This window comes from Serratia sp. Je.1.23.a (assembly GCF_051129805.1).
GTDB classification, from domain to species: Bacteria; Pseudomonadota; Gammaproteobacteria; order Enterobacterales; family Enterobacteriaceae; genus Serratia; species Serratia liquefaciens.
In genome coordinates this window covers 425928-439039 of the sequence record NZ_JBCPSR010000002.1, presented here as the reverse complement: position 1 = coordinate 439039, position 13112 = coordinate 425928, and the positions used below count along the sequence as shown (strand labels likewise).

General features: G+C 58.0%; 14 protein-coding genes. 3 read left to right on the top strand and 11 right to left on the bottom strand.

The window, feature by feature from the left end:
* Positions 1-53: 53 nt before the first annotated feature.
* A complete protein-coding gene (locus AAZT04_RS09805; protein ID WP_115058625.1) occupies positions 54-1472 on the bottom strand; it encodes a PLP-dependent aminotransferase family protein in 1419 nt (472 codons plus the stop codon).
* 144 nt (positions 1473-1616) lie between these two features.
* On the opposite strand from AAZT04_RS09805, the gene AAZT04_RS09800 reads away from it, so the two are divergent.
* The 3 genes from AAZT04_RS09800 to AAZT04_RS09790 are packed head-to-tail and all read left to right on the top strand — an operon-like array spanning position 1617 to position 4191.
* Positions 1617-3017, top strand: coding sequence for a cytochrome ubiquinol oxidase subunit I (locus AAZT04_RS09800; RefSeq protein WP_020827422.1), 1401 nt, complete (start codon positions 1617-1619; stop codon positions 3015-3017).
* A 2-nt stretch (positions 3018-3019) separates the two neighbouring features.
* Complete coding sequence (cydB, locus tag AAZT04_RS09795; RefSeq protein ID WP_434679871.1) at positions 3020-4027, top strand: cytochrome d ubiquinol oxidase subunit II; 1008 nt, start codon at positions 3020-3022, stop codon at positions 4025-4027.
* 14 nt (positions 4028-4041) lie between these two features.
* Positions 4042-4191 carry a DUF2474 domain-containing protein gene (locus AAZT04_RS09790; RefSeq protein ID WP_071844604.1) on the top strand — a complete coding sequence of 50 codons (150 nt, stop codon included), beginning with the start codon at positions 4042-4044 and terminating at the stop codon, positions 4189-4191.
* An 8-nt stretch (positions 4192-4199) separates the two neighbouring features.
* On the opposite strand, the gene AAZT04_RS09785 is transcribed toward AAZT04_RS09790, so the two are convergent.
* The 10 genes from AAZT04_RS09785 to AAZT04_RS09740 form a co-directional block, all read right to left on the bottom strand.
* Positions 4200-4466 (bottom strand): hypothetical protein, encoded by a 267-nt coding sequence (locus AAZT04_RS09785; RefSeq protein WP_174574365.1) that lies wholly within the window; start codon positions 4464-4466, stop codon positions 4200-4202.
* The gene (locus AAZT04_RS09780) at positions 4463-4687 is read right to left on the bottom strand and encodes a hypothetical protein (RefSeq protein ID WP_020827426.1); all 225 of its coding nucleotides are present in this window, start codon (positions 4685-4687) and stop codon (positions 4463-4465) included. Before AAZT04_RS09780 ends, AAZT04_RS09785 begins: the two co-directional genes overlap by 4 nt.
* 125 nt (positions 4688-4812) lie before the next feature.
* The gene (locus AAZT04_RS09775) at positions 4813-5907 is read right to left on the bottom strand and encodes a fatty acid desaturase family protein (RefSeq protein WP_434680247.1); all 1095 of its coding nucleotides are present in this window, start codon (positions 5905-5907) and stop codon (positions 4813-4815) included.
* A gap of 2 nt (positions 5908-5909) precedes the next feature.
* A complete protein-coding gene (locus AAZT04_RS09770) occupies positions 5910-7001 on the bottom strand; it encodes a fatty acid desaturase family protein (RefSeq protein ID WP_258089542.1) in 1092 nt (363 codons plus the stop codon).
* Positions 6994-8112, bottom strand: a complete 1119-nt coding sequence (locus AAZT04_RS09765) for a sterol desaturase family protein (RefSeq protein WP_020827429.1) — start codon at positions 8110-8112, stop codon at positions 6994-6996. Before AAZT04_RS09765 ends, AAZT04_RS09770 begins: the two co-directional genes overlap by 8 nt.
* The gene (locus AAZT04_RS09760; RefSeq protein ID WP_258089540.1) at positions 8109-8726 is read right to left on the bottom strand and encodes a phosphatase PAP2 family protein; all 618 of its coding nucleotides are present in this window, start codon (positions 8724-8726) and stop codon (positions 8109-8111) included. The genes AAZT04_RS09765 and AAZT04_RS09760 overlap by 4 nt, the downstream gene beginning before the upstream one ends.
* Positions 8723-10009 (bottom strand): F390 synthetase-related protein, encoded by a 1287-nt coding sequence (locus AAZT04_RS09755; protein WP_434679866.1) that lies wholly within the window; start codon positions 10007-10009, stop codon positions 8723-8725. Before AAZT04_RS09755 ends, AAZT04_RS09760 begins: the two co-directional genes overlap by 4 nt.
* Entirely contained in the window at positions 10006-10812 is an 807-nt protein-coding gene (locus tag AAZT04_RS09750; protein ID WP_020827432.1) for an MBL fold metallo-hydrolase, read from the bottom strand. The genes AAZT04_RS09755 and AAZT04_RS09750 overlap by 4 nt, the downstream gene beginning before the upstream one ends.
* Positions 10805-11821, bottom strand: coding sequence for an NAD-dependent epimerase/dehydratase family protein (locus AAZT04_RS09745; RefSeq protein ID WP_129982701.1), 1017 nt, complete (start codon positions 11819-11821; stop codon positions 10805-10807). The genes AAZT04_RS09750 and AAZT04_RS09745 overlap by 8 nt, the downstream gene beginning before the upstream one ends.
* Positions 11818-12825, bottom strand: a complete 1008-nt coding sequence (locus AAZT04_RS09740) for a 3-oxoacyl-[acyl-carrier-protein] synthase III C-terminal domain-containing protein (protein ID WP_020827434.1) — start codon at positions 12823-12825, stop codon at positions 11818-11820. Before AAZT04_RS09740 ends, AAZT04_RS09745 begins: the two co-directional genes overlap by 4 nt.
* Between the last annotated feature and the right edge of the window lie 287 nt (positions 12826-13112).

The window sequence follows — 13112 nt, the reverse complement described above, 5'->3', positions numbered from 1 at the left end:
CGGAAATCGCAATATGAATTTTTCTATTGCGATAGCCGGCCGTTGGGTGGAGTTTAGCCTGCCGGCTCGAGCTGCCGGATAAGTTTGGCTAAGGTCTGGATAGCCGCTTCATGCTTGTCGCTCCAGTCGAAAGAGGCGTTCAATCGGAAGCAGTGGTTGAAATGGTTGCCGGTGGTGAACATCCTGCCCGGCGCGATACTCACCCCCAGCGCCAGCGCGCGCTGATACAGCTCCATCGACGACAACGCCGGATCCAGCTCTACCCACAAAAAGTAACCGCCATCTGGCTGGCTGACCTTTACGGTCGGAGGGAAGTGGTGAGCAATCGCCTGATGCATCATGCTCTGACGCTGAGCCAGCAGCCGACGCAAGCGCCGCAGATGGGTATCGTAGCCACCGTGTAGCAGATAATCAGCGATCGCCAACTGGGTGGGCACGCTGGTGGATACCGTGCTCATCAGTTGCAAACGCTGGATCTGCTGTGCGTAGCGCCCGGCAGCCACCCAGCCCACGCGAAAGCCCGGCGCAAGACATTTGGAAAACGACGAGCAGTGCAAAATCTGTCCGCCCTGGTCTAATGCCTTGGCCGGCTGCGGGCGCTCAGCGCTGAAGTACAGTTCGCCGTATACATCGTCCTCAATCAGCGATATCTGCCGCTCACGCAGCATGCCCACCAGCCGCTGTTTATTCTCTGCCGGCATCGAGGCGCCCAATGGATTCTGGAAGTAGGTCATCAGCCAGCAGGCCTTGATCGGGTACTGTTCCAAGGCATGTTCCAACGCATCCAGATCGATGCCGTCCTGCGGATGGGTTGCGATCGCCACCGCCTTTAACCGCAGCCGCTCCAGCGCCTGCAACGCCCCGTAAAAGGCCGGGGACTCGATCGCCACGTAATCCCCCGGCTGCGTCACCGCTTGCAAGCTAAGGCTCAGCGACTCCATGGCTCCGGCGGTAATCACGATTTCATCCGGGGCGACCTGCATGCCGCTTAAAGCATAACGCTGGGCAATGTTGCGGCGCAGCGCGTCGTTGCCGGGCGGCAGGTTAGCCAGCGAACTGTGCGGGGTAAATTTGCGCGCTACGCTGCTCAGCGCCCGCGCCAGCTTCGGCTGAGCAAACAGCGTGGCATCCGGAAAGGCCGAACCGAACGGGACAATGCCTGGGTCTTTGCACGCCTGCAGCACGTCGAAAACAAAGGTGTTGATGTCTACCTGCTCGCTCAGCAGCAGTTTCTCCCCGCGTGCCGGCTGTGGCAGCGGCTGCGGACGCGCCGCCACGTAATAACCGGACTGCGGGCGCGCAACGATCCAGCCCTGGCTCTCCAGCAGTTGATACGACTGCACCACAGTCATCAGACTCAGGCCTGCGCGTTTACCGCTTTCCCGCAGCGAAGGCAGCTTATCCCCCGCCCGCCATACCCGGTTCTGGATCTGTTCACGAATTTGTTGTGCAAGCTGCTCGTATCTGGTCATAGGCCTTAACTGTTATATGAAAAAGTGAAATAACTGTCACTATTATAGTCACTGTACTCCGTGCTTAACTTGACGCCAAGCTTTCCACAAAAAAATTACAGCTATACTGAAGAGGTTATTTTATGTCCAACCCAAGGAGGCGCCATGCTGGGTCTTGATGCACTGGAACTTGCCAGAATACAGTTCGCCTTCACCGTTTCTTTCCATATTATTTTTCCCGCAATCACCATAGGTTTGGCCAGTTATCTGGCGGTGCTGGAAGGGTTATGGCTGAAAACGCGTAATGAAGCCTATCGCGATTTGTACCATTTCTGGTCAAAAATTTTCGCCGTCAACTTCGGCATGGGCGTGGTTTCCGGGCTGGTAATGGCCTATCAGTTCGGTACCAACTGGAGCTTCTTCTCTGAGTTTGCCGGCAGTATTACCGGCCCGTTGCTGACCTATGAAGTGCTTACCGCCTTCTTCCTCGAAGCCGGTTTCCTTGGGGTGATGCTGTTCGGTTGGAACCGCGTCGGGCCTGGATTGCACTTCTTCGCGACCTGCATGGTGGCGCTGGGCACCCTGATTTCCACCTTCTGGATCCTGGCTTCCAACAGCTGGATGCAAACGCCGCAGGGCCACGAAATCATCAACGGCCAGGTGGTACCGGTCGACTGGCTGAAAGTGATATTCAACCCGTCATTCCCCTACCGTCTGTTGCACATGTCGACCGCCGCCTTCCTGTCTTCGGCCTTCTTCGTGGGCGCTTCCGCTGCCTGGCACCTGCTGCGCGGGCGTGATACGCCGGCAATGCGCAAAATGCTGTCGATGGCGATGTGGATGGCGCTGATCGTCGCGCCGGTACAAGCCCTGATTGGTGATGCGCACGGCCTGAATACGCTGAAGTACCAACCGGCGAAGATTGCCGCCATTGAAGGCCACTGGGAAAACCCGCCGGGAGAGGCCACGCCGCTGATCCTGTTCGGTTGGCCGGACATGGAGCGTGAAGAGACTCGCTTCAAGCTGGAAGTGCCCTATCTTGGCAGCCTGATCCTGACTCACAGCCTGACCGAACAGGTCCCGGCGCTGAAATCCTTCCCGCCGGAAGATCGCCCCAACTCCACCGTGGTGTTCTGGTCGTTTCGCATCATGGTAGCGCTCGGCATGCTGATGATCCTCGCGGGGGTGTGGAGCCTGTGGCTGCGCTGGCGCGGCGGGCTGTACCAGTCGCGTCCCTTCCTGTACTTCATCCTGTGGATGGGGCCATCGGGGCTGCTGGCGCTGCTGGCGGGTTGGTTCACTACCGAAATCGGCCGACAGCCGTGGGTGGTCTATGGCCTGCTGCGTACCAAAGATGCGGTCTCTGCGCACGGTGATTTGCACATGAGCATCAGCCTGCTGGCGTTTATCATCGTTTACTGTTCGGTGTTCGGCGTGGGCTACTCCTACATGATGCGCCTGATCCGTAAGGGACCGCAGCAGCATGAAAGCCATGAAGACGACACGGACGGCAGACCGGCTCGCCCGCTGTCTGCGGTAAAAGAAACTCTGGATGACAGGAGCTGAGCATGGGCATTGATCTTCCGTTGATTTGGTTTGTGATCATCGTGTTCAGCACCATGATGTACGTGGTAATGGACGGCTTTGATTTGGGTATCGGCATCCTGTTCCCCTGGGTCAAGGACAGCGGTGACCGCGATGTGATGATGAACACCGTCGCACCGGTGTGGGACGGCAACGAAACCTGGCTGGTACTGGGCGGTGCGGCGCTGTTTGGCGCCTTCCCGTTGGCCTACGCGGTGATCCTCGATGCGCTGGCCATCCCGCTCACCCTGATGCTGTTCGGGTTGATTTTCCGCGGCGTGGCCTTTGAATTCCGCTTCAAGGCCAAGGAAGAAAAGCGGCATATCTGGGATAAGGCGTTTATCTGGGGCTCTCTCTTCGCCACCTTCAGTCAGGGGGTGGTGGTGGGCGCCATCATCAACGGCTTCCCGGTCAACGGCCGTAGCTATGCCGGTGGTGCTCTAGACTGGCTGACGCCGTTCGCGCTGTTTTGCGGGTTGGGGCTGGTGGTGACCTATGCACTGCTGGGCTGTACCTGGCTGGTGATGAAAACCGCCGGGGATCTGCAGACACGCATGTATCGGTTGGCGACGCCGCTGCTGATCACTCTGCTGCTGGTATTGGCGGTGGTCAGTATCTGGACGCCGATTGCCCATCCCGAGATCGCCAGCCGCTGGTTTACGCTGCCAAACCTGTTCTGGCTGCTGCCGGTGCCGGTATTGGTGTTGCTCAGCGCCTGGGGCATCCAGCGCGGCGTGAAAAACGCGGCGCACTATTCGCCGTTCTTGCTGACCCTGCTGCTGGTGTTCCTCGGCCTGAGCGGCTTGGGCATCAGCATCTGGCCGCTGTTGATCCCACCGTCCATCACCCTGTGGGACGCCGCAGCCCCACCGCAAAGCCTGGGCTTTATGCTGGTCGGCGCGCTGTTTATCATCCCGATTATCTTGGTCTACACCTTCTGGAGCTACTACGTGTTCCGCGGCAAGGTCAGCCATGAACAGGGTTACCACTGATGAGGGAAGACATTATGCAAAATAAAACCGCATCCGCTCCGGCCCCCTGGTGGAAGCGCGTTGGCTGGCTGGTGATTATCTGGAGCGCCAGCGTACTGGGGCTGTTCCTGGTCGCCTCGATGTTCCGCCTGCTGATGACCGCCGCGGGCATGAAATCGGAATAAGTTGAGCGCTATCTGGCCGAAGTATTGGGGAAGTAGAAGGAAATAACCAGCGTTACCAAGGGTAGCGCACCAATTTTCAACAGCTCGAACACTTGCCTGATAGGCTCGCTTTGATCCCAATAAGCGTGGGCGGTAAAAACGCCCACGCTTATCACGAAGATCCCGCACAGCACCTGACGCGCCAAGCGCAAACGTTCCATTTCATCGAAGACCAATATCTCCTTCAGGTACCCCCTGGCGGCCTCATCGTGCAGGTTTGCGTTTTCGGTGCTCATGGGAAGATCCCCACGACTCGCCCCACGGCCTCCAGCTCTTTGCCATTCTCCCGCACGATGCCAAGGGACGTTCCGTTCTGTTTCATCCAGTGCTTATCGGCTATGGCTATCAACGCAAAGGCCATCTTGATCACCTCGGTTTTCTCCATCCCATGGCGCCGGGCTATATCATTCAGATCGTCATCAATCTTATTGGATAAACGGATCGGCAAACTGCGCATACTCCACCTCCTGTGGCTGACTGTCAGTGAGATAGAGTTTACGTGAGCCGCACGGCCTGTTCAATTAGTGAACTGCGTAACGTCTCGCAAATTCAATATGTTGCAAGACTTGCGTTTAGCCACGATCAGCTGGGCTTACGCCCCATAGCGCTGAGAAAACGTTGCTGTAACCGCAGCAGCTCCCTCAGTTCAAGGACCCGATAATCAATGCCAAAACGCGGGGCAACCTCTTCAATGATGCGACTCAATGCCGGGTAGTGGCGGTGATTCCAATGGGGAAACAGGTGGTGCGTCAGGTGCAGGTTAGCCCCGCCAAGCCAATACCCCAGCCACGCCGGTGAAGCTTGCCAGTCAAAGGTGGTGGCAAAAACGTGCTGATACCAACCGTGCGCCAACCTTCCCTGTTCGGGGGCCTGATAAAAGTTGGCTTTGGCCCAGTGAGTGCCGACAATCAGCATCACAAACACCAGCGACGACAGCATCTGGCTGAGCAGATAGGTCAGTAACACCGTGCCGACACCGATCGTCGCCGGCGTGAGCCACAGCGGAATGGCCAGCGCCAGGGTAAAATGCGCCAGCTTGCCCAACAGGAAAATCCCCCACCCCTTCCGGCCCTGGAACATCATCTTTGGCGTCATGCGGGTTTTACCGGCGCGATCCAACCAGTCGAACAACCAGATGTAATAAGGGAAAGTCAGCGCCGCGACGATCGGCCAATAGTAAGGCTGAAGGCGCATAAACGCCTTGCGGCGCTGGAAGGGCGTTTGCCGCAACACCCCGTTGGGTTCAATGTCCGGATCGTAACCTTCAATGTTGTTATAGGCGTGGTGGAAAATGACATGCCGCACTCGCCAGCAGTCGGCATCCAGCCCCAGGGGCATACTGACAAAGAAGTTAAGCCAGTGATTTAACCGTGCGCGTTTGAAAACGGCATTATGCGAGGCGTCGTGTACTACATTCACCGTTAGCATCATGGCGGAAAAAATAAAGCCGACGTAACAGCCGAAATAGGCCCAGAAATGTTGCTGCTGCAGGCTCAGCGCGTAAAAACCGGCGCACAGCAGTATTAGCGCCAACAGCTTAGCGAACATTCTGCCGTCGGCAAAACGGTGATCGCCGCGCGTCGCCAGGTAGGCCTGGCTGGCCCGCATCAGCTCCTGATGGATCTCACTCGCCTCTCGCTGGAACGCCAAAGGCGGCAGCGGTGTGGTATCCGGCATTTTCATTGTGGTGGCTGCCCCATAGCACGTAAAAAACGTTGCTGCTGTCGCAACAATTCACGATAACCGATACAGCGATAATCCATGCCGTGTCGCGCCGCCGTCTCAGCCAATATGGCAGCCAGCGCCGGATAATGGCGATGATTCCAGCCGGGGAACAAATGGTGAGTAAGGTGATAATTCAGCCCGCCGGTCAGATGGTGCAAGCTCTTCGGCGAAGTTTCCCAGTCGCAGGCGGTGGCGAAGTTATGCCGATACCAGCCCTGCGGCATCTGGCTGCCTGCCGGCACCGCATAAAATTCGGCTTGCGCCCAGTGCGTGCCCAACAGCAAAAAAACCACCAGTAACGAGGCCAGCATTTGGCTAATCAAATAGGCAATCAGTACCGTTTGCCAGCCGATGCCATTTTGTTGCGCCACCACCAGCGGGATCACCAGCACCAGCAACAGGTGACACAATTTCCCGGCAATAAACATCGCCCAGCCCTTACGCCCCGGCAATACGTCCTTGGTCGCCAACGGTGTTTTGCCCAAGCGATCCGACCAATCGAACACCAGCGCAATGTACGGCAGCGACAGCGCGGCAATCAGCGGCCAGTAAAGATGTTGATAGCGCATATAAGCCCGCCAACGTTGGAACGGGGTTTGGCGGAAAAAGCCGTTCTCTTCCGTATCCAGATCGTAATGTTCGACGTTGGCATACACATGGTGATAGCTGACGTGCCGGGTTCGCCAGTAATCCGGATCGACGCCCAGCGGCAAAGTCACCAGCCGCCCGGCCAGACGATTGACCCACGGCGTGCGGGCGAAGGCGTTGTGCGAAGCATCGTGATTGACGTTGACGTTGAGCAACATGCCCATCATGACAAAAGCGAAGTAACTCAGCATAAAGGCCAGAGCCTGGTGCTGCATCAAACTGAGCAGGTAGAAGCCAACGCAAAGCAGCAGCAAAATCATGGCCTTGGCCCAACGGGCCGCATCGGCAAAGCGGTGATCGTCGCGACCGCTCAGATAAGCATGCGCCCGTCGTTTCAATTCCCGATGAAACGCCTGTTCCCCCGCAACGGGGAAACTCAGCGGCGGCAAATCAGCCATACGCGGCCTCCTTTTGGCGTCCCCAACCGACCGTGACAGCGCAACCGTGCAACACCATGCCACCGGCTACGCACCACCAGAGAGCAGACTGCCCATCGGGCATGCTCAATAACCACAGGGGGAATGCCAACGTCACCAACAGCCAAACGCCTACGCCCCAGCGGCGACCTTCAGCCATCCCACCCAAGGCTATCGCCCCGGCCGCCAACAACACAAACAACGCCGCCTGCTCGCCGGTCACCCCGCCATACCCGTAACCAAAACGATAAACGTAACCCAACACCAGAGCGAACAGCAGCATCGCCCCGCTTACCAGGCAGCCGGCGGAACAGCGGAAATGCCCGCTCTTGCTCGAAGGCTGGAAAGGCAGCTTGAAGTAGCGCATAAACGGCAGGTTACTGGCCCAAAACGGGTTGGCGGAAGATTTGTCGCCACGCACGCCATAGGTAAAGGGCTCCGTCGGCAGCGCCGGGCAAAAGGTGCCAAACAGCTTGTCCCAGAAGATAAAGCTGCCGCCAAAATTCCGGTTGGAATAGGCCAAATCTTTAACGTGGTGCACCCGATGATGCGCCGGTGTCACCAGGATGTGCTCCAGAAAGCCGAGTTTGGGGGTTACCGAATTATGGTTAAACAGCTGAATGCTGTAATGCAGGATAGAAACGGTGATGAACACCGACAGCGGCACGCCCGCCAATGCCAACAGCATAAAGAACGGGATCGAGGTCAGTGACGAATACCACGAGTTGCGCACGCCCAGCGACAGATTGAAATGCTCGCCCTGGTGATGCACCACATGCACCGCCCACAGCAGGCGAAAACGGTGGTGTAACCGGTGCAGCCAGTAAAAGCCGAAATCCCACGCCAGTATCGCAAACAGCCACATCAGCACCGGCGGCCAACCGTCCAGCCAGCCTTGATTAAAATGCGTGACCACGTAGCCGTAGCAGGCTATTTCCAAGCCGCGAAACAGCCACAGCATGATATGCCCGGAGTTGAGGTTGAAAATCACGTCATGCCAATCCACGCTGCCCTTGCGCCGCCACTGTAGCCACAGGGCTTCCCCCAGCACCACCAACAGCATAAACACGATAGGTATCACCAGATCGATCATGACTCTTCCCCCTGCCGTACTCCCCTGCCAATCCCTTGAACTCGCTGGCAGACGTAGCCCACGCCCCATGCCAACGCCGCCCCACTGAGCAAATCCACAAACAGGTGCCGACGCAGTTGCAAGATAGAAAAGGCAATCGCCAGCCCCCAGACGATCAGCAACGCGCTGCGCAGTTTTTTGCGGCTTTCCGCCGCCGCCCACACCGCCAACACCGTCAAGGCGATATGCAGCGAAGGCAGGCAGTTTTGCGACGAATCGACGCTGATCAACCTCGCCAGTAAATCGCCGCTCACCGAATCGGAAGGAACGATCGGGTAGTTCATCGTCGTCGGCCACAGCAGATAAATGGCTCCCGCCAGCAAGGCGCTAAGCTGCATGGTACTTCTGAGCCATTTTAGCCGGTTTAACGGGCAAAGCAGATAGCACAGCGGGATAATCAGGAAAAACGACAGATACAGCCAGATGGCGTGCGGGCTGAACGGGATCGCCCGGTCGACCCAACCTGGCGTCAGCAGGTGGCCGGCACCTTGCCAGCGATCGCTACCGTGGTAGATGACCCCGACAAATCCCCACCCCAACAACATCTGCCATAGGCGATAAACAACGAGTTTCATCCGGCCTCCGGCAAGCGAACAATGCGGCGACGCTTGGCATCGAACTGCGGCATGATCGCCTGCGCTTGCAGGCGCCACGTCAATTGCTCCGTGGCAATACCTTGCTGTTCGAACAGCGCGATCAATTGCCGTTGGCAATTCGCCAACGCCTCCGGGCTGCAATCGGCCATCAGATACAGCTCGCTGTCGCCCCGTTGCGTCAGCCGATAATCCGCCACCGCTGGCAACGCATTGGCTATCACGCGGCGACACAGGTCGGCGAAGACCCGCTGCATTGCGCCCTGCCTGGCCGGTAACAGCAGTTGGTCATCGCAGCGTCCTTCGATACGATCCAATGCCATGGTCGCCTGCCCGCAAGGACAGGGCTGTTCGCGCCTCACCAGAATATCGTCCAGCCGATAACGCACTATCGGTTGGGTGCGGCGGGTAAAATCGGTAATCAACGGGGTAAAACGCCGCTCGTCGATCCACTGCGGTTCGACATGAATAAACTCTTCATTCAGATGCAAAGTGCCGTGGCTGCAGGTCGCGGCCAAAAAACCTTCGGTGGCTTGATACACTTCTCCCACCTGCGCAAACACCCGCTGCAGGCGCTGGCGATCCTGCGGTTCCAGCACTTCGGCCACTGAAATCACTTTTTTGACGCTGAGCTTGAGTTCGCCGCGTTCAACGGCATCAGCCAGGGCGCACAATACCTGGGCCGGGGCCACGATAATCGTCGGCTGTTCACGTTCAATCTGCGGCAAATGTTCGGCAAAGGGAGCGAACAGATCGTAAAACGACAGGCTCAGCCAACGGTTATTGACGCTGTGGTACAGGTTGTTGTCGGCCCGTAGGAACAGCGCGACCTTCTCCCCGGCAAACACCCCCTGCGGCAACATTTTTGCCAGCATGCCCCCGGCCCAAATCTGCTGCTCCTGCGGGCTGACGACGAACACGCCGCGCCGCCCAGAGGTACCGGTAGATAAACCGACGCTGTAGTTGCCCACTTTAGGGCTGAAATTGCGATCGCTTTCGCTGCGTCGGGCACAGGCCAAAAGCGCCTCCAATCGCAGACCGGCGGTGTTCATCCGATCGAAATTGGCCATCATCACCGCCTTGTCCATCGTTGGCCACTCGGTCAGGGGCAATGAACTATAGGGCTGAAAATAGGGACTGTTCGCCAATACGCGCTGGGCAAACCGCTTCAGCTGGCGCGCCTGATAGGCCTCCAGCACCGCCCGTTGGGTAAAGCGCAGGCGCCGCGCGCGCAGGTAGTGCCATAGCGTCATCAGCGGGATCATAAATCCCCCTCATGACACAGGCGGATCTCCGCAGCGCCGCCAAGATAGAGCTGGTTGAGCGCACCCAGGGTGTCGTAATAGCTGCGCGGATTATCCATGATCAGGTTAGCCAACCGCGAAGGGCCACGCAGTTGCTGATAGTTCAGCGGCGACCAGGCGGCATCGCTGGCCAGCAGCGTCCAACCGGCATCGGTCAGGACAAAGGCCCCAAGGTGCCCGGCGGCGTGCCCCGGCAGCGGCACGATAACAATTTCTCCACCGCTGCCCGGCAGCACATAGCCTTGTTGGAAGGGGGCCAATGCGGCAGGCAGGCTTTGCTGCGGAAATGCCTCGACGAACTGCAGCGCAGATTCAAAACCTTCCGGGATCAATCCTGGCACAAACGCCCTTTTCAATGCGGCAAAACCGCGCAGCTCTCGGGTTTGCTGCCACCCTTCGCCGGAGCAAATCATCTTCAGGCTGCTGAAGTCTCGCAGACCGGCAATGTGGTCCGCATGAAAATGCGAAATGATCACCGCCTCGATATCGCCAGTGTTCAGCCCCAGACTGCGCAACTGTTCCAACAGTGCCTGCTGCGGACTGAAATAAACCGGCGTCACCTGGCGATAAAGCCGAAAAATGCCGCTGGCGGTGTAATGTTCAAAATGGCTGGCATAACCGGTATCCCACAGCCAGCGGCGCTCGCCGACTTCCAGCAGATAGGCCCGGGAAGGAAATTTACAGGTGCGCATCGCCGAACCGCGCAGCGCCATGCAGCCCAGATGAGTGCAATAACCGATTTCAAAGGTCGTGATATTAGCCATCTGCGCTCATCCCCTGCTGCTTTAACCACTGCGCCGTCAGTTCGATCCCCTGCTCCAGGCTGTAGCGCGGCCGGTAACCCAGCACCTCTATCGCCTGGGTGTTATCCAGCGTCATGTCGAAATAGGCTGCCGCAACGCTATAGCGGGTCAGCATCGGTTCTTTACGGGTGACGTGCGCCAACAGCTCCATCCCCGCCGCAACGCCCGACAATAAGGGATAAGGCACCGCTTTGACGGCGTATTGCCAGCCCAGCTGTCGGTTGAGCAACTGGTGCAACATATCGGCCAGCCGCTGCGGCTGTTGGTTGGTGATATTGAAAATGCTGCCGGACGGCAAACCCGGTTGACGGCTGGCGAGATCCATCGCATGCACCACGTTGAGCACAAAGGTAAGGTCCAGATAAGCCGAACCGCCGCCCGGCAAACGCAGCTGGCCTTTATCGCCCTGCAGCTGCGCCAGTATCCTGGGCACAATCACCCGGTCATGGGGGCCGAACAGGCCGCGAGGGCGCAAGATCAGGTAGGTGGTTTGCGGATAATCAGGCAGCAGCGCCGCAATACGTTGCTCGGCAGTAAACTTGCTGGCGGCATAGTGATTGGCAAAGCGTGGGGAAACATCCGCTTCGGTCACGTTGTGACGATGACTGAAATCGAAATAAACCGCCGGCGTCGAAATATGAATGAACCGCTGCACTGCGCAACGTCCGGCGGCATGGGCCAGTTTTTCCGTCACGCGGGTATTGGCTTGATAAAATGCCTGGCGGCTCCCCCAGGGAGAAGATTTTGCGGCGCAGTGCCAGACAATATCGTAGCCCGCCATTAACTGCTCACACTGCCCGTCGTCGGCGAGGGTCAGATCCAGCGCGGTAAACTTGGCGCCCCGTGCCGCCAACTGCCGCCCAACGGCAGCGTCCCGCCCGGTGGCATGCACCTGATGTCCGGCGGCCAACAGCCACTCGGCGGCGTTGCGCCCCAGCCCGCTGGTCGCTCCGGTGATCAACACTCTCATGGCAGCAGTACCATGCCGCCCAGCGTTAAACCGGCGGCGGTGCCGATCAGCATCACCGGACGTCCGGCGTGCAGCCTGCCGGTGATCGCCGCCTGGTGCAGGGTCGAAGGGATCGAAGCCGCCACCTGATTGCCCCGGTACCGATAGATATCCACCAGGGCCTGCGGGGAAACGTGCAGCCGCTTGCGCATATGTTCCAAAGAGAGATGGCTGGCCTGATGCGGTACCACGGTGGCGATTTGCGCCAGGTTTAGCCCCGCAGCCGACAACAAGCGGCCAAGGAAGCTTTCGATCAGCGCCGACGCCTGGCGGAACAGCTGCTTGCCCTTCATATGGAACAGAAAGTCACTGTCGTTCATGCCGGCGCGCGGATTACAGCGCGTCCCCCCGGCCCTGATTTCACACAGATCGCTGCCTTCCGGGTGGGTTTCCATCAGGTAGGACAAAATACCGCTACGCCCGTCACCGCGTTCGACAATGGCACAGGCCGCGCCATCACCGAAGATCAATGAAGACTCTTCGTCCTCCCAGTCGATACCGCGCGAAGCAATATCGGCAGAGACAATGGCAATGCGTCGATAAACACCCGTATTGAGTAACCCCGCCGCCACCTGCAATGCGGAAATAAAGCTCACGCAGCTGGTGTTGATATCAAAACCTGCAATACCCGGCCGCAGTCGTGCCAGTTTAAGAATATGGGCGGCGCTGAAAGGCAATGCCTGCACCGCGATGGCCGAGGCAGAGATCAGCAGATCGATGGAGTCTCGCGGGATCGCATGGCGGGCAAGAGCATCGTCCAGCGCGGCAACGGCCAGTTCAGCCTGGCTGGCATCATTGTCGGCATGGAAACGATGAATAATGCCCGAACGTTTTTCTACGTAACCTGCCGACTTGTTCAAGCGACGGTCCAGCGCCGAGGATTCGACGCACTGCGGCGGCAACGCCGCGCCGGTCGCAATAATTTTAAGAGGCAATAAGCTTTGGGAAAGGCTATTTAGGGTCATTATCGTTGTTCAGCCTGTGTGTCCATTATTCCGTTGGCCGACTCTCAAGCGCGGTTAATGATTCAAACCCCGCTATCCACAGCCACACCCTTGTTTGACATCAGTATAAAGAAAAACCTAAGTGGCATTCTTACTGATTGATTCCGTTCATTTAACTGAGCCGATAAATCACGTCTGTTTATCCGGCCACAGCCTAGAGCAAGGTCGAACGGAGATCTACAGGAACTCACTCAGGGGAGATGAATTAAGAATAGGTGGAAAACAACGGAGAAGCAGAAAAGCGGCAA